Origin of the sequence: Paracoccus sp. 22332 (assembly GCF_052045125.1) — a bacterium.
GTDB classification, from domain to species: Bacteria; Pseudomonadota; Alphaproteobacteria; order Rhodobacterales; family Rhodobacteraceae; genus Paracoccus; species Paracoccus haematequi_A.
Genome location: NZ_JBQEOI010000006.1, coordinates 86,925 through 111,068 on the forward strand (window position 1 = coordinate 86,925; position 24,144 = coordinate 111,068).

General features: G+C 67.9%; 23 protein-coding genes. 18 read left to right on the forward strand and 5 right to left on the reverse strand.

Annotated elements, in window-relative coordinates:
• Positions 1–11 precede the first annotated feature (11 nt).
• Both ACTJI6_RS09190 and ychF read left to right on the forward strand, forming a co-directional pair.
• Positions 12–1,112 carry an ABC transporter ATP-binding protein gene (locus tag ACTJI6_RS09190; protein ID WP_440800220.1) on the forward strand — a complete coding sequence of 367 codons (1,101 nt, stop codon included), beginning with the start codon at positions 12–14 and terminating at the stop codon, positions 1,110–1,112.
• A gap of 62 nt (positions 1,113–1,174) precedes the next feature.
• A complete protein-coding gene (gene ychF, locus ACTJI6_RS09195) occupies positions 1,175–2,272 on the forward strand; it encodes a redox-regulated ATPase YchF (RefSeq protein WP_440799998.1) in 1,098 nt (365 codons plus the stop codon).
• A gap of 3 nt (positions 2,273–2,275) precedes the next feature.
• Here the strand turns inward: ychF and ACTJI6_RS09200 are convergent, their stop codons facing one another.
• Positions 2,276–3,025: a sigma factor gene (locus ACTJI6_RS09200; protein WP_440800000.1), complete on the reverse strand. Its 750-nt coding sequence runs from the start codon at positions 3,023–3,025 to the stop codon at positions 2,276–2,278.
• A gap of 127 nt (positions 3,026–3,152) precedes the next feature.
• On the opposite strand from ACTJI6_RS09200, the gene cobS reads away from it, so the two are divergent.
• Positions 3,153–4,127: a cobaltochelatase subunit CobS gene (cobS, locus tag ACTJI6_RS09205; protein WP_440800002.1), complete on the forward strand. Its 975-nt coding sequence runs from the start codon at positions 3,153–3,155 to the stop codon at positions 4,125–4,127.
• A 37-nt stretch (positions 4,128–4,164) separates the two neighbouring features.
• Here the strand turns inward: cobS and ACTJI6_RS09210 are convergent, their stop codons facing one another.
• Both ACTJI6_RS09210 and ACTJI6_RS09215 read right to left on the reverse strand, forming a co-directional pair.
• The gene (locus ACTJI6_RS09210) at positions 4,165–4,473 is read right to left on the reverse strand and encodes an oxidoreductase (RefSeq protein WP_440800004.1); all 309 of its coding nucleotides are present in this window, start codon (positions 4,471–4,473) and stop codon (positions 4,165–4,167) included.
• Positions 4,413–5,225 carry an alkene reductase gene (locus ACTJI6_RS09215; RefSeq protein ID WP_440800006.1) on the reverse strand — a complete coding sequence of 271 codons (813 nt, stop codon included), beginning with the start codon at positions 5,223–5,225 and terminating at the stop codon, positions 4,413–4,415. The genes ACTJI6_RS09210 and ACTJI6_RS09215 overlap by 61 nt, the downstream gene beginning before the upstream one ends.
• A 127-nt stretch (positions 5,226–5,352) precedes the next feature.
• Here ACTJI6_RS09215 and ACTJI6_RS09220 point away from each other — a divergent pair, with 127 nt between their 5' ends.
• The 6 genes from ACTJI6_RS09220 (at position 5,353) to ACTJI6_RS09245 (ending at position 11,962) form a co-directional block, all read left to right on the forward strand.
• The gene (locus ACTJI6_RS09220; RefSeq protein ID WP_440800008.1) at positions 5,353–6,525 is read left to right on the forward strand and encodes a glycosyltransferase; all 1,173 of its coding nucleotides are present in this window, start codon (positions 5,353–5,355) and stop codon (positions 6,523–6,525) included.
• A gap of 27 nt (positions 6,526–6,552) precedes the next feature.
• A complete protein-coding gene (locus ACTJI6_RS09225; RefSeq protein ID WP_440800010.1) occupies positions 6,553–8,841 on the forward strand; it encodes a Tex family protein in 2,289 nt (762 codons plus the stop codon).
• Between the two features lie 71 nt (positions 8,842–8,912).
• A complete protein-coding gene (locus ACTJI6_RS09230) occupies positions 8,913–9,692 on the forward strand; it encodes a transglutaminase-like domain-containing protein (RefSeq protein ID WP_440800012.1) in 780 nt (259 codons plus the stop codon).
• Between the two features lie 117 nt (positions 9,693–9,809).
• Entirely contained in the window at positions 9,810–10,970 is a 1,161-nt protein-coding gene (locus ACTJI6_RS09235) for an isovaleryl-CoA dehydrogenase (RefSeq protein ID WP_440800014.1), read from the forward strand.
• Positions 10,970–11,485, forward strand: coding sequence for a lysozyme inhibitor LprI family protein (locus tag ACTJI6_RS09240; RefSeq protein ID WP_440800016.1), 516 nt, complete (start codon positions 10,970–10,972; stop codon positions 11,483–11,485). Before ACTJI6_RS09235 ends, ACTJI6_RS09240 begins: the two co-directional genes overlap by 1 nt.
• A 3-nt stretch (positions 11,486–11,488) precedes the next feature.
• Entirely contained in the window at positions 11,489–11,962 is a 474-nt protein-coding gene (locus tag ACTJI6_RS09245; RefSeq protein ID WP_440800018.1) for a lysozyme inhibitor LprI family protein, read from the forward strand.
• Between the two features lie 80 nt (positions 11,963–12,042).
• Here ACTJI6_RS09245 and ACTJI6_RS09250 read toward each other — a convergent pair whose 3' ends face one another.
• Positions 12,043–12,657 carry an OmpW/AlkL family protein gene (locus ACTJI6_RS09250; protein WP_440800020.1) on the reverse strand — a complete coding sequence of 205 codons (615 nt, stop codon included), beginning with the start codon at positions 12,655–12,657 and terminating at the stop codon, positions 12,043–12,045.
• 131 nt (positions 12,658–12,788) lie between these two features.
• On the opposite strand from ACTJI6_RS09250, the gene ACTJI6_RS09255 reads away from it, so the two are divergent.
• The 8 genes from ACTJI6_RS09255 to ACTJI6_RS09290 all read left to right on the forward strand — a co-directional run bounded on the left by ACTJI6_RS09255 (position 12,789) and on the right by ACTJI6_RS09290 (position 22,343).
• Entirely contained in the window at positions 12,789–14,393 is a 1,605-nt protein-coding gene (locus ACTJI6_RS09255) for a carboxyl transferase domain-containing protein (protein WP_440800022.1), read from the forward strand.
• A 91-nt stretch (positions 14,394–14,484) separates the two neighbouring features.
• Complete coding sequence (locus ACTJI6_RS09260) at positions 14,485–16,413, forward strand: ATP-binding protein (protein WP_440800024.1); 1,929 nt, start codon at positions 14,485–14,487, stop codon at positions 16,411–16,413.
• On the forward strand, positions 16,406–17,125 hold the full coding sequence (locus ACTJI6_RS09265) for a glutathione S-transferase family protein (RefSeq protein ID WP_440800026.1): 720 nt from the start codon (positions 16,406–16,408) through the stop codon (positions 17,123–17,125). The genes ACTJI6_RS09260 and ACTJI6_RS09265 overlap by 8 nt, the downstream gene beginning before the upstream one ends.
• The gene (locus ACTJI6_RS09270; protein WP_440800028.1) at positions 17,118–17,981 is read left to right on the forward strand and encodes a hydroxymethylglutaryl-CoA lyase; all 864 of its coding nucleotides are present in this window, start codon (positions 17,118–17,120) and stop codon (positions 17,979–17,981) included. The genes ACTJI6_RS09265 and ACTJI6_RS09270 overlap by 8 nt, the downstream gene beginning before the upstream one ends.
• Complete coding sequence (locus tag ACTJI6_RS09275) at positions 17,974–18,756, forward strand: crotonase/enoyl-CoA hydratase family protein (protein WP_440800030.1); 783 nt, start codon at positions 17,974–17,976, stop codon at positions 18,754–18,756. The genes ACTJI6_RS09270 and ACTJI6_RS09275 overlap by 8 nt, the downstream gene beginning before the upstream one ends.
• Positions 18,757–18,796: 40 nt before the next feature.
• Positions 18,797–19,252: a dUTP diphosphatase gene (gene dut, locus ACTJI6_RS09280; RefSeq protein WP_440800032.1), complete on the forward strand. Its 456-nt coding sequence runs from the start codon at positions 18,797–18,799 to the stop codon at positions 19,250–19,252.
• 4 nt (positions 19,253–19,256) lie between these two features.
• Positions 19,257–20,294: a HesA/MoeB/ThiF family protein gene (locus ACTJI6_RS09285; protein WP_440800034.1), complete on the forward strand. Its 1,038-nt coding sequence runs from the start codon at positions 19,257–19,259 to the stop codon at positions 20,292–20,294.
• A gap of 24 nt (positions 20,295–20,318) precedes the next feature.
• A complete protein-coding gene (locus ACTJI6_RS09290; RefSeq protein WP_440800036.1) occupies positions 20,319–22,343 on the forward strand; it encodes a M3 family metallopeptidase in 2,025 nt (674 codons plus the stop codon).
• Here ACTJI6_RS09290 and ACTJI6_RS09295 read toward each other — a convergent pair.
• Positions 22,340–22,906, reverse strand: coding sequence for an SH3 domain-containing protein (locus ACTJI6_RS09295; protein ID WP_440800038.1), 567 nt, complete (start codon positions 22,904–22,906; stop codon positions 22,340–22,342). The genes ACTJI6_RS09290 and ACTJI6_RS09295 overlap by 4 nt on opposite strands.
• Positions 22,907–23,077: 171 nt before the next feature.
• On the opposite strand from ACTJI6_RS09295, the gene ACTJI6_RS09300 reads away from it, so the two are divergent.
• Entirely contained in the window at positions 23,078–24,079 is a 1,002-nt protein-coding gene (locus ACTJI6_RS09300; RefSeq protein ID WP_440800040.1) for a 2-hydroxyacid dehydrogenase, read from the forward strand.
• Positions 24,080–24,144: the final 65 nt, after the last annotated feature.

The window sequence follows — 24,144 nt, forward strand, 5'->3', positions numbered from 1 at the left end:
CCGCTACGCCGATGATCGAATGTCGCGGCGTTCACAAGCATTACGGCGATTATCATGCCCTGCGCGGCATCGATCTGACCATCCGGGCCGGAGAGTTCTTTTCGCTGCTCGGCCCCTCTGGTTGCGGCAAGACCACGCTGCTGCGCACCATCGCCGGGTTCGAGGATATTTCCGACGGCGCCATCCTGATCGACGAAAAGCGCATGGACGAGGTTCCGGCGAACAAGCGTCCGACCAACATGGTGTTCCAGTCCTATGCCATCTTCCCGCATCTGACGGTCGCGCAGAACGTGGCCTTCGGGCTGCGCCGCGATCCGCGCGGCAAGGCTGAAAAGGCCGCCCTGGTCGAGGACGCGCTGGCGATGGTCGGGTTGCGCGGCTATGGCAACCGCGCGGCTCACGCCCTGTCGGGCGGGCAGCGCCAGCGGGTCGCGCTGGCCCGCGCGCTGATCCTCAAGCCCAAGGTGCTGCTGCTGGACGAGCCGCTGTCGGCGCTGGACCGCAAGATGCGCGAGCAGATGCAGGTCGAACTGATCAAGCTGCAACGCCAGGTCGGCATCACCTTCGTGCTGGTGACTCATGATCAAGAGGAAGCCTTGGTCATGTCCGACCGCATCGCCGTCATGTTCGAGGGCGAGATCGCCCAGCTTGACGGACCCGAGGCGCTGTATGCCCGGCCCGCCAACCGCCGCGTCGCGGATTTCATCGGCGTGATGAATTTCCTGCCCGCGCGGATTCTGGGCGAGAAGGACGGGATCGTCACGGCCGAGGCTCCGGGCCTGGGCGTGGTCGACCTGCCCGCCCGGCAGGTCAGCCGCGCGAATCCGGACGACGACGGCCCGACGATCGGCTTCCGTCCCGAGACCATGACCCTGGTGGGGTCGAACCAGACCCATACCCAGCCGAGAGAGACGAACGCGACCATCGACGAGGTCGTCTATTACGGCGACATGACCTATTACGATCTGCGGCTGGACGGCGCGGCGGCGATGGACGGCAAGGCCCGGCCGGTGCGGATTTCCATGCGCAACGTCTTCGGCCGCGACGTGCAGGATGTGGGCACCCGCACCCGGCTGGCCTGGTCTCCGGGGTCGCTGGTGCTGTTCCGCTGACGCTTGCGAAACCCCTGCCGCTTGCCTAGAACGCGCCCTGACTTCAACGAAAGGGGCGCGTCATGGGCTTTCGCATGGGAATTGTCGGCTTGCCGAACGTGGGCAAATCGACGCTGTTCAACGCGCTGACGAAAACCGCCGCCGCGCAGGCCGCGAATTTCCCCTTCTGCACCATCGAGCCGAACGTGGGCGATGTCGCGGTTCCCGATCCGCGTCTTGATACCTTGGCCGCCATCGCGGGCAGCAAGCAGACCATCCCGACCCGTATCACCTTCGTGGACATCGCGGGCCTCGTGAAGGGCGCCAGCAAGGGCGAAGGGCTGGGCAACCAGTTCCTGGCGAATATCCGTGAAGTCGACGCCATCGCCCATGTGCTGCGCTGCTTCGAGGATGGCGACGTGACCCATGTCGAAGGCCGCGTCGATCCCATCGCGGACGCCGAGACCATCGAGACCGAGCTGATGATCGCCGACCTGGAATCGGTAGAACGCCGTCTTGCCAACATCGCCCGCAAGCTGAAGGGCGGCGACAAGGACGCGGTGGCGCAGGAAAAGCTGCTGAAGGCCGCGCAGGCGGCGCTGGAATCGGGCAAGCCCGCCCGCACCGTGCAAGTCGCCGATGAGGATCGGCGCGCCTGGGATATGCTGCAACTGCTGACCGCCAAGCCCGTGCTGTTCGTCTGCAATGTCGAGGAGGACAAGGCCTCGACCGGCAACGCCCAGTCCGACCGCGTGGCCGAGATGGCGCGCGCGCAGGGTGCGGGCCATGTGGTGATCTCGGCCAGGATCGAGGAAGAGATCAGCCAGCTTCCCGCCGAGGAAGCCGCGATGTTTCTGGAGGAGATGGGCCTGCACGAGGCGGGCCTGGATCGGCTGATCCGCGAGGGCTACAAGCTGCTTGGCCTGGACACCTATTTCACCGTCGGCCCCAAGGAGGCGCGCGCCTGGACCATCCACAAGGGCACGCTGGCCCCGCAGGCGGCGGGCGTGATCCACGGTGATTTCGAACGCGGCTTCATCCGGGCCGAGACCATCGCCTATGACGATTACGTCGCTTACAAGGGCGAAGCGGGCGCGCGCGAGGCGGGCAAGTTCCGGGTCGAGGGCAAGACCTATGCCGTCAAGGACGGCGACGTGCTGCATTTCCTGTTCAACGCCTGACGGTCAGCGGCCCCACAGGAACCAGGCCGCCACGGCGGCCAACAGGATCAGGGCCAGGATGCCGCCGGTGCCGCGCCACCAGGGCGCGCGTTCCAGCGGATCGACCGACAGGGGCGCCACGCCGTGCCCCAGGTTTTCGCGGATCCGCTGCCAGGCGCGGGCCGGGGCCATGACCGGCGTCAGGTCGTCGGCGAACCGCGCCAGCCGTTCCCGCCAGTCGGCAAGCTGCGCGCTGTCCGTCCGCTCGCCTTGGCGCAGCCCAAGCGCCTGTTCGGCGGCCGCCACGCTGTCGGCGTCGTCCGCGGCATGGCCGGCCAGCCGCTCCAGCCCCTCGTGCAGGGCGTGGCGCGCTTCGTCGGTGGAGATGCCATGGCGGTCGGCAAGCTGGCGATAATCCAGGCCCTCCAGATAGGCGGCGCGCAGCAGCGCCAGGGCATCTGCCGCTCCGCCCGCGGCAAGGACCGGGGGCAGGGCCAGCGCGCCGCGACGCTGCATCGCCCGGTCGCGGGCCTGGATGGCCAGCCAGGCGGTCGGCGAAAGCCCGCTGTCCGGGAAGCGCGCGGCGTCCTTCCAGATGCCGATATAGACCTGTTCCAGAACCTCCTCGGCCTCTCGGCGGTCCTTCAGGATCGACAGGCACAGCGCGTTCAGCCGGGCCGAACTGGCCTGATACAGCGCGTCGAAGGCGCGGCGGTCGGCCTTGGCGACGCGGCCGATCAGATCCGACAGCATCTTGTGATGAGCGTCCGGCACTGGCCACGATCCTCTTGTGGTTGCGCGGCCAACTTAGCAGCCGTCCCGCCCCCGTCAACGCAGGGGCGGCTTGCGCATGGCGGACTTATGCGCAATCAAGGCAACGATACGATGAAAGGGCCTTGCGATGCTGGACATGAACGCCAAACCGACTGAGGAGATCGACCTGCGCGAGGTGTTCGGTCTGGACAGCGACATGAAGGTCAAGGGGTTCGCCGAACGCAGCGACCGGGTGCCCGAGGTCGACAGCACCTACAAGTTCGATCCCGACACCACGATGGCGATTCTGGCGGGCTTCGCCTATAATCGCCGGGTGATGATCCAGGGCTATCACGGCACCGGGAAATCCACCCATATCGAACAGGTGGCGGCGCGGTTGAACTGGCCCTGCGTGCGGGTGAACCTGGACAGCCATGTCAGCCGGATCGACCTGATCGGCAAGGACGCGATCAAGCTGGTGGACGGCAAGCAGGTCACCGTGTTCCACGAAGGCATCCTGCCCTGGGCGCTGCGCAACCCGACCGCCATCGTCTTCGACGAATACGACGCGGGCCGGGCTGACGTGATGTTCGTGATCCAGCGGGTTCTGGAAACCGACGGCAAGCTGACCCTGCTGGACCAGAACGAGGTGATCACGCCCAACCCCTATTTCCGGCTGTTCGCGACGGCCAACACGGTGGGCCTGGGCGACACGACGGGCCTCTATCACGGCACCCAGCAGATCAACCAGGGCCAGATGGACCGTTGGTCGCTGGTCAGCACCCTGAACTATCTGTCGCACGACGCCGAGGCCGCGATCGTGCTGGCCAAGAACCCGACCTATAACACCGAAAAGGGCCGCAAGACCATCAACCAGATGGTGACGCTGGCCGATCTGACGCGGACGGCCTTCATGCAGGGCGATCTGTCCACCGTTATGTCGCCGCGCACGGTCATCACCTGGGCGCAGAACGCGCGGATCTTCGGCGACAATATCGGCTATGCCTTCCGCCTGACCTTCCTGAACAAATGCGACGAGCTGGAACGCCAGACCGTCGCCGAATTCTATCAGCGCCTGTTCGACGAGGAATTGCCGGAAAGCGCCGCCGCCAAGGCGAAGTGACGGGCAGGCGGGCCGGATCGGCCCGCCCACCAGGTCATCAGACTTCTTCTGCCACCGGATAATCGACATAGCCCTTGGCGCCGCCGACATAGAAGGTCGCCGGATCCTGCTGGTTCAGCGGCAGACCGTTGCGCAGGCGCGCCGGCAGGTCGGGCGTCGCAATGAAGTCCCTGCCGAAGGCCACCGCATCCGCGCGGCCCGAGGCGACCAGATCGCGCGCGCTGTCCGGCGTCAGCTGTTCATTGGCGATCACCACGCCGCCGAAGGCCGCCTTGATGTCGTCGATCAGGCTGTCCGGCGCCAGATATTCGCGCAGGCAGATGAAGGCGATCCTGCGGGCCGCCATCTCTTTCGCGACATGGGTGAACAGCGCGCGCGGATCGCTGTCGCCCATGTCGTGGCTNACAGGTGCAGGCCCACGCGGTCCGCGCCCCAGACCGGAATGACGGCATCGGCGATCTCGGTCAGGAAACGCGCCCGGTTCTGGATCGGGCCGCCATACTGGTCCGTCCGCCTGTTGCTGCCGTCCTGCAGGAACTGGTCGATCAGATAGCCGTTCGCGGCGTGGATCTCGACGCCGTCGAAGCCTGCCTCCTTGGCGCGGATGGCGGCCTGGCGATAGGCCTCGACGATGCCGGGGATCTCGTCGGTTTCCAGGGCGCGGGGCGTTTCGTATTCCTTTTTCGGGCGCAGCAGGCTGACATGCCCCGCAGGCCGGACGGCACTGGGCGCGACCGGGGTTTCGCCGTCCAGGAAGGTCGGATCTGAAATCCGTCCGACATGCCACAGTTGCAGAAAGATCAGCCCGTCTGCGTCATGGACGGCCTTCGTGACCAGCTTCCAGCCCTGGACCTGGTCATCGTTCCAGATGCCCGGCGTGTCGGCATAGCCCACGCCCATCGGGGTGACGCTGGTCGCCTCGGACAGGATCAGCCCGGCACCGGCGCGCTGTGCGTAATATTCGGCCATCAGCGCATTCGGCACACGGCTGGCCCCGGCGCGACTGCGGGTCAGCGGGGCCATGACGATGCGGTTCTTCAGCGTCAGCGGCCCGATCTGGAGGGGATCGAAAAGGGTCGGCATGAAAACGTCCTTCATTGGTCTGTCGCCTGCACCTGTGCATGGCGGGCGGCGGTGTCAACCAGCGTATCGTTCCGTGGGCAGGACCGAGCGGACCCATCTTGCGCTTGGCCGGTTTCTGGCCAAAGACTGACTACGGGTTTTGATGATCGTGATGGGTGAAGCCGTGATCGCAACAAAGATGCGCAACCAGTCGCGCCGCATGGCATCCGAAGCTGGGATTTCTCTTCGCGGCTTGGCATCCTGCCTTTCCCATTCCAAGGCCCCGAGGGTTCTGTTTTTTCCCTCGTCAGGGCCCGAAGGCGCCAGCCTTCTGCGCGCTTATGATCTGTCGGCCGCGCTTGGCGGGCTTGGATGGGCAACAGCCTGCGTATCCCCCATGGTCAAACTGTCGGGCCGCAAGCGCATCATCCGGTGCTATCGCCCTGACCTGCTGGTGTTCCAGCAGTGTCGCCATTCCCTCAACGACGGGGATCTTCGTTATGGCGTTCCTTACGTGCTGGATACAGACGACGCCGATTTCTACTTAACTATTCCGGACCTTCCCGAGCGGCTCGAGCGGACCAGCAGGCATGCCGCTGGCATCATGGCCGGAAGCCGCTTCCTGCGTGACTGGCACAGCCAGCGAAATCCGAACACGACCGTAATCTGGACGGGAACGCGGGTGTCGTCGGCTCCGCAACCCCGGCATCCCGACCGGCAGAGCGGGAACCTACCGATCCTAGCATGGGCGCAGGCAAAGCCTCTCGATTATCACGAGGAGTTGGATCTCGTGCTGAGACTTGTCGCAGAACTGCAAAAGCGGCGCACTTCGTTCACATTGCGCCTGTATGGCGTCGCCGGCCCCCAAGATGCGGAACGGTTGAAGCAGCGTGTTCCCCAGGCTGTTCGGCTGGAACTGATTCCGCCAATGACTTATGACGATTTTCTTGCGTCGCTGCGCGATGTGGCCGTGGGGCTCTCGCCGATTATCTCCGCATCCCCGTTCAGCCGAGGCAAGTCGTTTGGAAAGATTCTGGGCTATCTGGACGCTCGCGTTCCTGTGATTGCCAGCGACGAGGGCGATCATGCCCTGTTCTTCGACGGACGAAACGGTGTCGTCAGCAATAATCTGGACGAATGGGCCGAGACGGCGTCCCGATGGTTGAGAGACCCCGAGGAGCGCCAACAGGTGTCAGATGCGGCCTTTGTCGATTTTCAGCGACGCTTGAGCTTGGATGCCGCCGCCGCTAGGACCGACACCTTCCTGAGAAGCATCATCGGGCGGCCGCCGTCAGTCCCGCATTACGGACTTGGCCCCGGCCTTTTCCCCGCCTAGAACTGTCTTCCGCTTTCGGAGGATCGCATGGACACAGCCGCCCGCATCGCCCGCACCATCGCCGCCGAAATCGGCGCCTCGCCCAGCCAGGTGACGGCGGCGGCGGACCTGCTGGACGGGGGCGCGACGGTGCCCTTTGTCGCGCGCTATCGGAAAGAGGCGACGGGCGGGCTGGACGACACGCAGTTGCGCACCCTGTCCGACCGGCTGGCCTATCTGCGCGACATGGAATCGCGGCGGGCGGCGATCCTGTCTTCCATCCGCGACCAGGGCAAGCTGACCGATGACCTGGCCCGCGCGATTGCGGGGGCCGAGACGAAGGCCGCGCTGGAGGACATCTATTTGCCCTTCAAGCCCAAGCGCCGCACCAAGGCGATGATCGCGCGGGAAAACGGGCTGGAGCCGCTGCTGCGCGCGATCCAGGCAGACCGCGCCGCCGATCCCGCCGTGCTGGCGGCGGGCTTTGTCTCGGACGTGGTGCCGGATGCGAAGGCCGCGCTGGACGGCGCGCGCGACATCCTGGTCGAGGAACTGTCGGAAAACGCCGCCCTGCTGGGATCGCTGCGCGATTTCATGCGGGCCGAGGCGTTCATCGGCGCCCGGCTGATCGCGGGCAAGGAACAGGCGGGCGCCAAGTTCAGCGACTATTTCGATCACCGCGAAAGATGGTCGGCGATCCCCTCGCACCGGGCGCTTGCGATCCTGCGCGCGGCCAAGGAAGAGATCGTCACCATCGATATCGCGCCCGATCCCGAGACCGGCGCCCAGCGGGCCGAGGGGATCGTCGCGCGGGCCATCGGCCCCCTGGGCGACCAGCCGGGCGACCAGTGGCTGCGGCAGGTGGCGGGCTGGACGTGGCGGGTCAGGCTGTCGAACACCATGTATATCGACCTGATGTCCGAACTGCGCAAACGCGCCCATGACGAGGCGATCCGCGTTTTCGGCCGCAACCTGCGCGACCTGCTGCTGGCCGCGCCCGCCGGGCCGCGCGTGACGCTGGGCGTCGATCCAGGGATCCGCACCGGCTGCAAGGTCGCCGTGGTCGACGCCACCGGCAAGTTGCTGGATACGGCGACGATCTATCCCTTCCAGCCGAAAAACGACCTGCGCGGGTCCGAAGCCGTGCTGCTGGCGCTGATCGCGAAGCATGGCGTGGACCTGATCGCCATCGGCAACGGCACCGCCAGCCGGGAGACCGAGCGGCTGGTGGCCGAGGTGCTGAAGCGCTTGCCCAAGGGCGCCCGCGTGCCGACCAAGGTGGTGGTCAGCGAGGCCGGGGCCTCGGTCTATTCGGCGTCGGAACTGGCCGCGAAAGAGTTTCCGCAGCTTGACGTGTCGCTGCGCGGCGCGGTCTCGATCGCGCGGCGTTTGCAGGATCCGCTGGCCGAACTGGTCAAGGTGCCGCCCGAATCCATCGGCGTCGGGCAGTATCAGCACGACGTGGACCAGCGGCAACTGGCCCGGACGCTGGAAGCCGTGGTCGAGGATGCGGTGAACGCGGTCGGCGTGGACCTGAACATGGCCTCGGCCCCGCTGCTGGCCCATGTCGCGGGGCTGGGGCCGTCGCTGGCCCAGAACATCGTCGCCTGGCGCGATCAGAACGGCGCCTTCCCGTCGCGCGCGGCGTTGAAGAAGGTCACCGGCCTGGGGCCGCGGGCGTTCGAGCAATGCGCGGGCTTCCTGCGCATCCGGGGCGGCAAGGAGCCGCTGGACGCCTCGGCCGTCCACCCCGAGGCCTACGGCGTGGCGCGCAAGATCGTCGCCGCCTGCGGGCGCGACATCCGCGCGATCATGGGCGACGGGGCGGCGCTGAAGGGCATCCGCGCCGAACAGTTCGTGGACGAGCATTTCGGCTTGCCGACCATTCGCGACATCCTGGCTGAACTGGAAAAACCCGGCCGCGACCCGCGCCCCGGCTTCGTCACCGCCAGCTTCGCCGACGGGGTCGAGGAGATCACCGACCTCAAGCCCGGCATGGCCTTGGAGGGCACCGTCACCAATGTCGCGGCCTTCGGGGCCTTCGTGGATATCGGCGTCCATCAGGACGGGCTGGTCCATGTCAGCCAGCTTGCCGACCGCTTCGTCAAGGATCTGAACGAGGTGATGAAGGTCGGCGATGTGGTCCGGGTGCGCGTGACCGAAATCGATGTGCCCCGCAAGCGCATCGGTCTGACCATGCGCAGCGGCGCCGACGCCGCGAAGCCCGCGTCGAAGACCCAGGCCAAGGCGGGGCCACGGTCGGCCAGTTCTGCCCCGAAAAGCAGCAGTCCGGGCGGTTTCGGCGCAGCCCTGGCCGAGGCGATGCGGCGGAAATAGCGATCTTTCCGCCCGCACGGATCCGATCCGGCCCGGCCATCGTTCGGTGCGGTGGCAACAAGGCGGATGCGATGCGGATCAGGATCGAAGTCGAACTTCACTATAAATTCACGACCCCTGGGCCGGCGATCCTGGCGGTCGAGGCCGCCGGGGCCTTCGGCCAGGAAATCAGCAACGCGGCCATCGACTTCGGTCCCGTCAAGCACCTGGCCCGCATTCCGGGCGAGGAGGGGATCGGCGAAAAGATCATCATCCGCACGGCCGAGGATCTGCGCTGCACCTATTCCGCCGATGTGGTCGTGACGCGGCCTTGTCCGGTCTTCGAACGCATGTCCGCGGCCGAGGTGGACGAAATGCCGGGCGACGCGCTGCGCTATCTTCTGCCGTCGCGATACTGCCCGGCGGAACGCTTCGTGCCCTTCGCGCAGCAGCGGTTCGGCGACAGCCAGGGCGGCGCCAAGGTTCTGGCGATTCGCGAATGGATCGAACAGCGCCTGGATTATGTCTCGGGCGTCAGCGATTCAAACACCACGGCGGCCGATACCTTTCTGGAACGGCGCGGAGTCTGTCGCGATTACGCCCATCTGATGATCGCGCTGTGCCGCGCCGCGCAGATCCCCGCCCGCCTTGCCAGCGTCTTCGCGCCGGAGGTCGAGCCGCCGGATTTCCATGCCGTCGCAGAGGTCTATCTGGACGGCACCTGGCACCTGATCGACCCGACCGGCATGGCGACCGCCGACCAGATGGCGCTGATCGCCGTGGGCCGCGACGCCGTGGACGTGGCGTTCCTGACGACCTTCACCGGAACCGAATTGCTGACGCAGACGGTCGCGGTGCGCCAATCCCGCTGAGGCGGGATGTTGACCGGCCCGCCCTTCCGGCGCAGGCTTTGCCTTGACGGCCGGGGGGCGGACGGTCTATATCGGAAATGAACGGTCGTTCAATAAATCGGGTGGGGGGGATTGCCGATGTTCACGCGGGGGATGGAATTCGATCTGGGCGAGGATGTGAACGCGCTGCGCGACATGGTGCATCGCTGGGCGCAGGACCGCGTGAAGCCCATCGCGGCCGAGGTTGACCGGACCAACGCCTTCCCGAACGAATTGTGGACCGAGATGGGCGATCTGGGCCTGCTGGGCATCACCGTTCCCGAAGACTTCGGCGGCGCGGGCATGGGCTATCTGGCCCATGTCGTCGCGACCGAGGAGATCGCGCGGGCCAGCGCCTCGGTCAGCTTGTCCTATGGCGCGCACTCGAACCTGTGCGTGAACCAGATCAAGCTGAACGGCACCGACGAACAGCGCCGCAGATACCTGCCCGACCTGTGCAGCGGCAAGGCCGTGGGCGCCCTGGCGATGTCCGAGGAAGGGGCGGGCAGCGATGTCGTGGGCATGAAGCTGCGGGCGGACAAGAAGAACGACCGCTATGTGCTGAACGGCAGCAAATACTGGATCACCAATGCGCCCGACGCGCAGACCCTGGTCGTCTATGCCAAGACCGACCCCGAGGCGGGCAGCAAGGGCATCACCGCCTTTATCGTCGAACGCGGCATGGCGGGATTTTCGACCTCGCCCCATTTCGACAAGCTGGGGATGCGCGGATCGAACACGGGCGAGCTGATCTTCGAGAATTGCGAAGTTCCGTTCGAGAATGTCCTGGGCGAGGAAGGCCGGGGCGTCCGCGTGCTGATGTCGGGGCTGGATTACGAACGGCTGGTGCTGTCGGGCATCGGCACTGGCATCATGGCCGCCTGCCTGGACGAGGTGATGCCTTACATCCGCGACCGCAAGCAGTTCGGCCAGCCGATCGGGAATTTCCAGCTGATGCAGGCCAAGATCGCCGACATGTATGTCGCGCTGAACACCGCCCGCGCCTATGTCTATGAGGTGGCGAAGGCCTGCGACGCGGGCAAGGTGACGCGGCAGGACGCGGCGGGCGCGGTGCTTTATGCCAGCGAACAGGCGATGGTGCAGGCCCATCAGGCGGTGCAGGCGCTTGGCGGGGCGGGCTTCCTGAACGACAGCGTGGTCAGCCGGTTGTTCCGCGACGCCAAGCTGATGGAGATCGGCGCGGGCACCAGCGAAATCCGCCGGATGCTGATCGGGCGCGAGTTGATGGGGCTGGTCTGATGCGTTGGCTGGCCGTGGCGCTGCTGGCGGCGTCTCCCGCCTGGGCGCAGGATGAACCCGAATGGCCGCCCTTCGACGCCGGGCTGATCGACGCCTGTCTGGACGGCGCCCGGAAAGCGGGTTCCGATGCGCCCGATCCAATGGCTTGCGTCGGCGCGGCGTCAGGCCCCTGCATCGACAGCCCGAACGGATACAGCACCGTGGCCATGTCCTATTGCCTGTCCGAGGAATTGGCCGTCTGGGACAAGAAGCTGAACGACAGCTATGCCCGCGTGCTGGAAGCCGCCAAGGCCGCCGATGCCGAGATGGCGGAACTGGGATCGGCCGCCGAAAAGCAGGAGCCGCTGCTGCGCCGGATGCAGCGCGACTGGATCGCGTTCCGCGATTCGGCCTGCTCGTACGAGGGCAGCCGCTGGGGCGGCGGCACCGGCGCCGGTCCGGCAGGCGTCGATTGCAGCCTGCACCTGACCGCGCAGCAATATCTCCGCCTGCGCGCCTGGGAGCCGGAGGAATAGGCCATGCGAACTGCCGCGCCCGCCCTGATCCTGGCCTTGGCCGTTCCCGCCGCCGCCTTGTCACAGCCCGTCTCGGTTCCCCTGGATTCGGCTGTCGTCCAGGCCTGCCTGGCCCAGACCCCGCCGCGAGAGACCCAAACCGACTGCATCGGTCTGGCCGCGAAACTGTGCCAGACCGCGCCCGACGGCGAGACGACCCTGGGCATCAGCGCCTGCCTGATGGCCGAGCATGACGCCTGGGACGAGATCTTGAACCGCGAATATGCCGAGACCCGCGCGCATTTCAGCCAGACTCGGGGACTGGCGGATACGCTTCTGGCCGCGCAGCGCGCCTGGATCGCCTTCCGCGATGCCGAATGCACTCTGGCTTATGACCGCTGGGACGGCGGCTCGATGCGGACCATCGCCAGCGCGGATTGCCGGATGCGCCAGACCGCGCGCCGCGCGCTGGAACTGCGCGCCATGCGGCAACCATGACCATGGCGCGCGCCCGGACAGCAAAACGGCGCGCCCGCTGCGAGGCGCGCCGGAAGAATCGGTCCCTTGGGTTCGGCCGATCAGAACTTCATCACATAGCTGACGCCGGCGACCACCGGGTCCACCTCGACCTGGCCGATATCGGCGCCGTTCAGCGTCACGTCGGCGTCGATGTCGATCCAGCGGACATCCGCGCGAACGGCGGAACGGTCGTTGATCCAGTAATCGGCGCCCAGATGCGCGGCCAGGCCCCAGCTGTTCTTCACGCGCAGATCGTTGCCGGCCAGATCGCCCCTGGATTCGGCGTCATAGAAGCCGGTGAAGTTCACGCCCACGCCCACGAAGGGCTTCAACTGCGGCGTGGCGTCGAAATGGTATTGCAGCGACACGACCGGGGGCAGGTGCTTGACGGTGCCGATCTCGGCCCCGTTCGACTTGATCGAATGCTTGAAGGGCAGGGCGCCCAGCAACTCCACCCCGATATTGTCGCGGATGAAATATTCGACCGTGACCGAGGGCCGGGTATTGTCGCCGATACTGACCGGAACCGTCCCGCCCGCCAGGGTGCCGTTGTCGGATTTCGGGTTCACATTGGCAAGGCCCAGACCCACGGTCCAGTCCCCCGCCTGCTGCGCGGCCACCGGAGAGACGACCGCCAGCGCGGCTGCGGCAGCGATGCACAGAGTTTTCATCATACGGCTCCTTCAAAGGTTGCAAGGCGTGGCATGGACCCGGCGGGGCGCCGAAAACATGATCTGGATCAAACCACTGTGAACATAAGCTCGGCTGCGGCAATACGCCGCGCCCCTGTCGGGAAAGCCTGCCCATGAAGCTGACATCCTCGGCCCTGACCACATCGGACACCTTCCGCGCCAACCGCGAGGCGCATTTGGCGCTGATCGAGGTCGCCCGCGACGCGGCCCTTGCCGCCGCCGCCGGGGGCGGTCCGCGCGCGATGGAGCGCCATACCAGCCGCGGCAAGATGCCGCCGCGCGACCGGGTGGCGAACCTGCTGGATCCCGGCAGCCCGTTTCTGGAAATCGGCGCCACCGCCGCGCATGGCCTGTATGACGGCGCGGCCCCCGGCGCGGGCGTGATCGCGGGCGTGGGCCGTGTCCACGGCCAAGACGTGATGGTCGTGGCCAACGACGCCACCGTGAAGGGCGGCACCTATTACCCCCTGTCGGTGAAAAAGCACCTGCGCGCGCAGGAAATCGCCCAGGAATGCCATCTGCCCTGCGTCTATCTGGTCGATTCCGGCGGCGCCAACCTGCCCAACCAGGACGAGGTCTTTCCCGACCGCGACCATTTCGGCCGCATCTTCTTCAACCAGGCGCAGATGAGCGCCAAGGGCATCCCGCAGATCGCCGTGGTGATGGGCAGTTGCACGGCAGGGGGCGCCTATGTCCCGGCCATGTCCGACGTGACGATTATCGTGCGCAACCAGGGCACGATCTTCCTGGCCGGTCCCCCGTTGGTCAAGGCCGCCACGGGCGAGGTCGTGACGGCCGAGGATCTGGGGGGCGGCGATGTCCACACCCGGCTCTCGGGCGTGGCCGACTACCTGGCCGAGGATGATGCCCATGCGCTGGCCATGGCCCGCCGCGCCATCGCCAACCTGAACCGCCGCCTGCCCGAGACGGTCCTCTGGCAGTCCCCCGAACCCCCCGCCTTTGACCCCGAGGAAATCCTGGGCGTCGTCCCCGCCGACCTGCGCACCCCCTATGACATCCGCGAGGTGATCGCCCGCGTCGTTGACGGCTCGCGCTTTGACGAGTTCAAGGCCCGCTTCGGTGAAACGCTGGTGACGGGCTTCGCCCATGTCGAGGGCTGCCCCGTCGGCATCGTCGCCAACAACGGCGTGCTGTTCAGCGAAGCCGCCCAGAAGGGCGCGCATTTCATCGAACTCTGTTCGCAGCGGTCGATCCCGCTGGTGTTCCTGCAAAACATCACAGGCTTCATGGTGGGCCGGAAATATGAAAACGAAGGCATCGCCCGCCACGGCGCCAAGATGGTCACGGCGGTGGCGACGACGAATGTCCCCAAGATCACCATGCTGGTGGGCGGCAGCTTCGGCGCGGGCAATTACGGCATGGCGGGCCGCGCCTATTCGCCACGCTTCCTGTGGACCTGGCCCAGCTCGCGCATCAGCGTCATGGGCGGCGAACAAGCGGCGGGCGTCCTTGCCACCGTCCGCCGCGAGGGCATCGAACGCGCGGGCGGCACCTGGACGATCGAGGAAGAGGCCGAATTCAAGCGCCCCACCATAGAAATGTTCGATCGCCAGTCCCATCCGCTCTACGCCTCGGCCCGGCTCTGGGACGACGGCATCATCGACCCTCGCAAGACCCGCGAGGTGCTGGCCCTGTCCCTGCGCGCCAGCCTGAATGCGCCCATCGAGCCGACTCGCTTCGGCGTCTTCAGGATGTAGAGCCGATGGCTCCTTCACCTTTGTCCAAATATCCCGCGGGGGTCCGGGGGCGCGAAGCCCCCGGCTTGGCCCGCCACATGCAGGTGCCGCCATGTTCCAGAAAATCCTGATCGCCAACCGGGGCGAGATCGCCTGCCGCGTCATCGACACCTGCCGCAGGCTGGGTGTGCGCACGGTCGCTGTGTTTTCCGACGCCGACCGCGCCGCCCGCCATGTCGCCATGGCGGACGAGGCTGTCCATATCGGCGGACCCGCGCCAAAGGACAGCTATCTGCGCGGGGACGCGATCATCCGCGCGGCGCTGGATACCGGCGCCCAAGCCATTCATCCGGGCTATGGCTTCCTGTCGGAAAACCCCGATTTCGTCGATGCGGTGACGGCGGCGGGGCTGGTCTTCATCGGTCCGTCCGCCAGCGCCATCCGCAAGATGGGGCTGAAGGACGCGGCCAAGGCGCTGATGGCCGACGCGGGCGTGCCGGTGGTGCCCGGCTATCACGGCGACAACCAGGATCCCGCCCATCTGGAGGAACAGGCGGGCCGGATCGGCTATCCCGTCCTCATCAAGGCCGTGGCGGGCGGCGGCGGCAAGGGAATGCGCCTTGTCGAACGCCCGGCCGATTTCGCCGCCGCTCTGCAATCCGCGCAGGGCGAGGCCGCGACCGCCTTCGGCAACCCCGCCGTGCTGGTCGAGAAATACATCCAGCAGCCCCGCCATATCGAGGTCCAGGTCTTCGGCGACGGCGCCCGCGCCGTCCACCTGTTCGAACGCGACTGTTCCCTGCAACGCCGCCACCAGAAGGTGATCGAGGAAGCCCCCGCCCCCGGCATGACCCCCGAGATGCGGCAGGCTATGGGCGACGCGGCGGTCCGTGCCGCCGAAGCCATCGGCTATTCCGGCGCGGGCACCATCGAGTTCATCGTGGATGGCAGCCGCGGCCTGCGCCCCGACGGCTTCTGGTTCATGGAGATGAACACCCGCCTGCAAGTCGAACACCCCGTGACCGAGGCCATCACCGGCGTCGATCTGGTTGAATGGCAGCTGCGCGTCGCCAGTGGCGAGGGGCTGCCCGCCCGGCAACAGGATCTGGCCATCCACGGCCACGCCTTCGAGGCGCGGCTGTATGCCGAGGACGTGCCCGCCGGTTTCCTGCCCGCCACCGGGCGGCTGGCCCATCTGAAATTCGCCGAGGATGCTCGCAACGAGACCGGCGTCCGGCAGGGCGATACGATCAGCCCCTGGTATGATCCGATGATCGCCAAGGTCGTCACCTGGGGCAAGACCCGCGCCATCGCCCTGGGCAAGCTCGAGGCCGCCCTGGTCGATACCGAGGTCGCGGGCACCGTCACCAATATCGACTTCCTGATCGCCCTGACCCGGCATCAGGGATTCCGCGCGGGCCAGGTCGATACCGGCCTGATCGGTCGCGATCTGGATGCGCTGGTGGCGGCCTCGGGGTCCGATGCGGCCGCGCGCGCTCTGGCGGTGATCGGGCTTGCGGGGCTGGCCGATCCGGCCGTCAAGGGCGGCATGACCCTGTGGCAGCCCCTGCGCCGCACCGTCGCCTGGCAGGGCGGAGAGGCCGTGCTGGAGGTGCTTGGCCCTGGCGCCGCGCGGGTCACGCTGGACGGTCAGCCGCTTGATGTCCGCTGGCAGGGCGACCGCTGGTGGGTGGACGGCGCCCTCTGCCGCCACCGCATCACCGCGCATGAGGCGGGCGTCAGCACCTTCGGCGCGGGCAGCCTGCATCTGGCGCCGCTTGATCCGCTGGACCGGCAGGCGGATGCCGGGGCAGGGGCGGCGCTGACCCTGTCGCCCATGCCGGGGCTGGTGAAATCCGTCCATGTCGAGGCGGGCCAGGCGGTGAAGGCGGGCGACCGGCTGGCCGTGCTGGAGGCGATGAAGATGGAACACAGCCTGACCGCCGCCCGCGACGGCGTGGTGGCCGAGGTGCTGGCCAATGCGGGCGATCAGGTCGAAGCCGGCGCCCCCCTGATCCGGCTGGAGGACGAGGATGCCTGATCCCACCCCTACCGACGCGCCGCCCCCGGCCCGGGGCGGCCCGGTCAAGGACAACACGGCCGAGATCATCCTGTGGCACGTCCCCCTGTCGCGGTCGATGCGCATCCTGTGGCTGCTGAACGAATTGGACCTGCCCTTCACCCTGCGCGTGATGGACCTGCGCGGCAAGGACATGCGCGCCGCCGAATACGCGGCCATCCATCCGGTCGGCCGCGCCCCCGCCTTGCAGATCGACGGCAGCGTGATCCACGAATCCGGCGCCATGGTCGAATACCTGTGCGAAACGCGCGGCCCGCAACTGTGGCGCGCGCCGGGGGCCGAGGGGCGGTTGGGCTGGCTCGACTGGCTGCATTTCGCCGAAACCATCGGCCAGCATATCGCCAACCTGACGCAAAGCCATTTGATGTTGCGCGATCCTGCCACGCGGTCGCTGACCGTGATGAAGCTGGAAACCGCGCGCCTGGCCCGCGCGCTGCGGCTGGTGGAACAGGCGGTCGAGGGGCAGGACTGGCTGATGGGGCAGGGATTTTCGGGCGTGGACTGCGCCGTGGGCTGGTCGGTCTGGACGGCGGGCCGCTTCACCCGGCTGACGCCCGCGCTGCAAGCCTATGCCGACCGCTGCACCGGGCGCCCTGCCTTTCAGCGCGCTCTGCCGCAGGAAGGCGAGCCGCAGCTTTACGAACGCGATTTCTACGAGCTTCCCGATGCCTGACACCGTCGAAATCTTCGAGATGGGGCCGCGCGACGGCCTCCAGAACGAAAAGCGCCTGATCCCGGCGGCGGACAAGATCGCCCTGGTCGACCTGCTGTCGCAGGCCGGTTTCCGGCGCATAGAAGTCACCAGCTTCGTGTCCCCGAAATGGGTGCCGCAGATGGGCGACGCGGCGCAGGTCATGGCGGGCATCCATCGCGCACCCGGCGTCCGCTATGCCGTGCTGACGCCGAACATGAAGGGCTATGAGGGCGCCAGGGCCGCGCACGCCAGCGAGGTGGCGATCTTCGCCAGCGCCTCGGAAGGGTTCAGCCGCGCCAACCTGAACGCCACCATCGCCGAAAGCCTGGAACGGCTGGCTCCGGTCGCGGCGGCGGCGCGGGATGACGGCATCCCGGTTCGCGGCTATGTCAGCGTGGTGACGGACTGCCCCTTCGATGGTCCCACCCCCCCCGCCCATGTCGCCCGGGTGGCGGCGGCGCTGCGCGACATGGGCTGCTATGAGATCAGCCTGGGCGACACCATCGGCCAGGGCCGCCCCGAGACCGTCGACGCCATGCTGGCCGCCGTGCTTGATGAACTGCCCGCAGACCGGCTGGCGGGGCATTACCACGACACGGCGGGCCGGGCCTTGCAGAATATCGACGCCAGCCTGGCGCGCGGGCTGCGGGTCTTCGACGCCGCCGTGGGGGGCTTGGGCGGCTGCCCCTATGCGCCGGGCGCGGCGGGCAATGTCGCCACGGAAAAGGTCGCCGCGCATCTGGCTGCGCGGGGATATGTGCATGGGCTCGACATGGCGATGATCGACAAGGCCGCCGCCTTCGCCCGCAGCCTCAGGGGGACGGCCCATGTTTGAAACGATCCGCATCGACACGGACCCGCGGGGGGTTGCGACCCTGTGGCTGGCGCGCCCCGACAAGCACAACGCCCTGTCGCAGCGAATGATGGAGGAACTGACTCAGGCGGCCGCGCAACTCGGCGCTGATCCGGCGGTGCGTGTCGTCGTGCTGGCGGGCGAAGGCACCAGCTTCTGCGCGGGCGGCGACCTGGCCTGGATGCGCGCGCAGATGGACGCCGATGCGAACACCCGCAGGGCGGGCGCGCGCGTGCTGGCGGGGATGCTGTCGGCGCTGAACCTGCTGCCCAAGCCGCTGATCGCACGGATCCACGGCAATGCCTTCGGCGGCGGCGTGGGCATGATGGCGGTGGCCGACATCGCCATTGCCGCCGATGCCGCGCGCTTCGGCCTGACCGAGGTGAAGCTGGGCCTGATCCCCGCCACCATCGGCCCCTATGTCCTGGCCCGGATGGGAGAGGACAAGGCCCGGCGGGTGTTCTTCTCGGCCCGGCTGTTTGACGCGGACGAGGCGGTGGCGCTGAACCTTGCCGCCCGCGCCGTCGCCCCCGGCGATCTGGACGCGGCGGTGGAAGCCGAGGTCGCGCCCTTCCTGCTGGCGGCCCCCGGCGCGGTGGCGGCGGCCAAGGCGCAATGCCGCGCCCTTGGCCCGCGCATCGACCAGGCCGTGATCGAGGACAGCATCGACCGCCTTGTCGCCGTCTGGGAAGGGGACGAGGCCCCGGAAGGCATCGCGGCCTTCTTCGACAAGCGCAAGCCGCGCTGGCAGGTCTGACCCGCATCCGCTATGGCGGACCCGGAAGAAAGGGGGCGTCATGGAAGTCAGGATACTGGACCCGCGGATTCGCGACTGGGGGATCCCCGATTACCAGACGGCGGGATCGGCGGCGGTGGATCTGTTCGCCTGCGTCGACGCACCGCTGGACATCGCCCCCCAGGCGCCGGCCGTGCTGATCAGCGCCGGGATCGCGCTGTCCTTCGGCGATTTCTCCTTTGCCGGGCTGATCCTTCCCCGGTCGGGGCAGGGTCACAAGCGCGGGCTGGTGCTGGGCAATTCGATCGGGCTGATCGACGCCGACTATACCGGCGAAATCCTCATCAGCACCTGGAACCGCAACCTTGCCGGAGGCCCCCCCATCACCGTCCAGCCGGGTGAGCGGATCGCGCAGATGATCTTCGTCCCGGTGCTGCGGCCCCCCTTCACGGTGGTGGACAGTTTCAGCCGGGAAACGGCACGGGCGGCGGGCGGCTTCGGCTCGACCGGGGCGTGATCCGGTGACGGGGGTCTGGCTGCTGGCGGCGATTGCCGCAGGGGGCTGGGTCTTCGGCCTGCCGCGCCGCTGGCTGCTGGCGGTGCTGGCGCTGGCCTGGGTGGGGATCGTGCTGTCGCATCTGGCCGGGATCGGCCTGTTCGGCGGATCGGCGCGCGGCTGGCTGGTCGCGGGCGGGCTTGCGGCGCTGATCCTGGCCTATCGCGCGGGACTGTCCTGGCTGCGGGCGCGCGCGCTGCCGGTTGACCAAGCCGCGTCCCCGCCGCCTGCGGTCAGCGATGCCGAGCTGGACCGCTATGCCCGCCATCTGGTGCTGCGAGAGATCGGCGGGCCGGGCCAGATGCGCTTGCGCGACGCGCGGGTGCTGGTGGTGGGCGCCGGGGGGCTGGGGTCGCCGGTCTGCCTGTATCTTGCGGCGGCGGGTGTGGGGCGGATCACGGTGGCCGATGACGACACGGTCAGCCTGTCCAACCTGCAACGCCAGGTGATCTTTCGCAGCGACCAGCAGGGGCAGGGCAAGGCCCAGGCCGCCACCGCCGCGATGCGCGCCTTGAACCCGCATGTGCAGGCGACACCCCTGCCGCGCCGGATCGCGGCGGATGACGTGGAACTGGTTGCCGAACACGATCTGGTCCTGGACGGCACCGACAGCTTCGCCGCGCGCGAGGCCATCAACCGCGCCTGCGTCGCGGCGGGCGTACCGCTGATCGCCGGGGCCATCGCGCAATGGGAAGGGCAGGTCACGATTTACGACCCGGCGCGCGGCGGCCCGTGCCTGGCCTGCCTGTTCCCCACCGCCCCCGCGCCCGGCCTTGCCCCGCCCTGCGCCGAGGCCGGCGTGATCGGCCCCCTGCCGGGCGTCGTCGGCAGCCTGATGGCGATGGAGGCGGTCAAGCACCTGACCGGCGCCGGGCAGGGCCTGCGCGGGCGGATGCTGATCTTCGACGGGCTTTACGGCGAAAGCCGCATGATCGGCACCGCGCGGCGGCCGGATTGCCCGGTCTGCGGATCGGGTCTGGAAGGCGGCGCCTCTGCCCCTTAGGTTCGTTGCAACCAAGGAGGCGCCATGAACCCCGAACTGACCCGCTGGACCGGCCCCGAGGGATTGCCCCGGTTCGATCTGATCGCGGACGACGACTTCGCCCCCGCCTTCGACCGCGAACTGGCCGCCGCCGAAGCCGCGATGGAGGCGATCGCCGCCAACCCCGAACCGCCCAGCTTCGCCAATACCGTCGCCGCGATGGAAACGGCCGAGGACGGGCTGAACCGCGTCCTGTCGATCTTCTATACGCTGGCGAATGTCGATTCGAACCCCGCGAGAGAGGCGCTGCAACGCGACTTCGCCCCGCGTCTTGCCGCCTATAACAGCAAGACCGGCATGGACCCCCGCCTTTATGCCCGCGTCAGGGCGGTGGCGGCCACGGCCGACCACCTGCCGCCCGAGGACCGGCGCATCACCGAACTGGCGCTGCGCGGCCTGACCCGATCCGGCGCCGGGCTTGACGGCGCGGCGCGCGACCGCATGGCCGAAATCCGCGCCCGGATGGCCGTGTTGACCACGCAGTTTTCCCAGAACGTGCTGGCCGATGAACGCGATTATGTCTTGCCCATCCCCGACGACCGGCTGGCGGGGCTGCCCGACTGGCTGATCGCGTCCCTGCGCGCGGCGGCCAAGGCGAGGGGGCTGAACGGGCAGATCGTGACGCTGAACCGATCTCTGATCGTGCCGTTCCTGGAACATGCGGGTGACCGGGCGCTGCGCGAGGTGGCGTTCCGGGCCTGGACCGCGCGCGGCTCAGGGCAGGGCGCGGGCGGCGCCGCGACCGACAACCTGCCCTTGGTGGCCGAGATCCTGGCCCTGCGCCACGAACGCGCCCGGCTGCTGGGCTATGCCGATTTCGCCGCCTACAAGCTGGAACCCGAAATGGCGGGCAGCGCCGACCGTGTGGCCGAATTGCTGAGCCAGGTCTGGGAACCCGCCCGCGCCCGCGCTTCTGCGGACGAAGCCCGGCTGACCGCCATGCTGCGCGACGACGGCGTGAACGGCGCCCTGGAACCCTGGGACTGGCGGCATTACGCCGAACGGCTGCGGCGGCAGGATCACGATTTCGACGCCGACCAGGTCAAGCCCTATCTGACGCTGGACGCGATGCTGGGCGCGATGATGGATGTCGCGCACCGCCTGTTCCGGCTGGAGTTCCAGCCCCTTGAAGCGCCGCTCTGGTCGCCCGATGCCCGCGCCTGGCGCATCACCCGTGACGGCAGGCTGATGGCGATCTTCGTGGGCGATTACTTCGCCCGCCCCTCGAAACGGTCGGGGGCCTGGTGTTCGTCGCTGCAAGTTCAGCACAAGATCGGCGCGGGCCAGCGGCCCATCGTCGTCAATGTCTGCAATTTCACCCCGCCCGAGGCATCGGGCGCGCCCGCCTTCCTGTCCTGGGACGACGCCCGCACGCTGTTCCATGAATTCGGCCATGCGACGCATCACATCCTGTCCGACGTGACCTGGCCGTCGATCTCGGGCACCTCGGTCGCGCAGGACTTCGTGGAACTGCCCAGCCAGCTTTACGAACACTGGCTGGAACAGCCCGCCGTGCTGGACGCCCATGCGCGGCATTACCAAACCGGGGAACCGCTGCCCGCCGACCTGCGCGACCGGCTGCTGGCGGCGGGCAAGGCGGATGCGGGTTTTTCCACGACCGAATACCTGGAAAGCGCGCTTGTCGACCTGGCCTTCCACCGGGGCGACCCGCCCGCCGATCCCCTGGCCGCCCAAGGCCGGGCTTTGGCGGACCTGGCCGCGCCCGCCGCGATCCCGATGCGCCACGCCACGCCGCATTTCAGCCATGTCTTCAGCGGCGACAGCTATGCCAGCGGATATTACAGCTATATGTGGTCCGAGGTGATGGACGCCGACGCCTTCGCCGCCTTCCAGGAGACCGGCGACATCTTCGATCCGGCGACCGCGCGGCGGCTGGAGGAGACGATCCTGTCCAAGGGCGGCTCGGCCCCGGCGGATCAACTGTGGCTGGCCTTCCGCCAGCGGATGCCGGGGGTGGACGCCTTGCTGCGCGGACGCGGGCTGGCCTAGTCCCGCACCTCGTCCGGGTCCACGCCCCAGATCGAGGTCTTGGGCACCCAGCCCCGCTGCCCGCCGCCGGAAATGCGGCACCAGCCGGGGTTGCATTCGCCCAGCCGGACGATGGCGCCCATTTCGGCGCGCGCGACGATGTCGGCGTCCGGGTTGGGGCGGCTGCGCAGTTCCACCATGTCCTGCGTCACAAGCGCGGTGCGCACGCCCGACAGCAGCGCATAATGGACCCAGCCGCCGGCGCCGTCCTTGTCCTCGACCCGGCGCCAGTGGCCGAATTCGGCGACGACGCGCAGCGGCATCCCGGCATGGCGGAACACCCAGTCGATCCGGTGCGACAGGCTGGGGCCGCGGCGGGCATTGCCTTCGGACCCCTTCAGGCTGACATAGCGGGGGACGGGCAGGTTCGTGACCGGGCCGCGCGTTCCGGCCTGGCCCTGGTCCTGGACGCGGACGATCCGTGCATCGGCCGATTGCGGCACGACGGCCGTCTGCGCCAGCGCCAGCCCCGCCGATGCTGCGAAAGCCAGCACCGCGCCACCGAAAAGCCTGCCTGTCCTCATGATCCCGTCCGTTCCTGCCGACCGCCTTGCGGCGGCCCTTTCTGCCCTCTGCCGAGGCCGCGCAGCGTCCCCGATGGGGTCTTGTGCCTGCCCCATATCGCGGGCAGTTTGCCAAAAGCGGCGCCAGTTTGAAAGGCCGCCCCGACATGACATCGAGAAAGTGAGGCCATCATGCACAGCCCGCAACCCTCGCGCCAGAAACTGCGCGTCGTCGTGACGCGCCGCCTGCCCGAGGCGGTCGAGACGCGCATGAAGGAACTGTTCGACGTGGTGCTGCGCGAGGACGACGCCAAGATGTCGCGCGACGACCTGGCGGCGGCGATGCGCGGGGCGGATGTGCTGGTGCCGACCGTCACCGATCATATCGACGCCAACATGCTGGCCCAGGCCGGAGAGCGGTTGAAGCTGATCGCCAATTACGGCGCGGGTGTCGATCACATCGACGTGCATTCCGCCCGGCAGCGCGGCATCCTGGTCAGCAACACCCCCGGCGTCGTGACCGAGGATACCGCCGACATGGTGATGGCGCTGATCCTGGGCGTCACCCGGCGCATCCCGGAAGGCATGGCAGAGATGCAGGCGGGCCGCTGGGCCGGATGGGCGCCGACCGCGCATCTGGGCGGCCGCGTCGGCGGGCGCCGCCTGGGGATCCTGGGCATGGGCCGGATCGGCCAGGCTGTCGCCCGGCGGGCCAACGTCTTTGGCATGCAGGTCCATTACCACAACCGACGCCGCCTGCGCCCCGAAATCGAGGACGAATTGCAGGCGACCTATTGGGAAAGCCTGGACCAGATGCTGGCGCGGATGGACATCATCAGCGTGAACGCGCCGCATACGCCGTCGACCTTCCATCTGCTCAATGCGCGGCGGCTGAAGCTGCTGAAACCCTCGGCGGTGGTGGTGAACACCTCTCGCGGCGAGGTGATCGACGAGAACGCGCTGACGCGGATGCTGCGCGCCAAGGAAATCGCGGGCGCGGGCCTGGACGTGTTCGAACACGGGCACGAGATCAACCCCCGTCTGCGCGAGTTGCCCAACGTGGTGCTGCTGCCGCATATGGGATCGGCCACGGTCGAGGGCCGCGCCGAGATGGGCGAGAAGGTCATCATCAACATCAAGACCTTTGCCGACGGCCACCGTCCCCCGGATCTGGTCGTGCCGTCGATGCTGTAAGGGTGGGGGCGCTGCCCCCGTCCCCGTGCCGGGGACTCCCCCGGGATATTTTCGCACAGAAGATG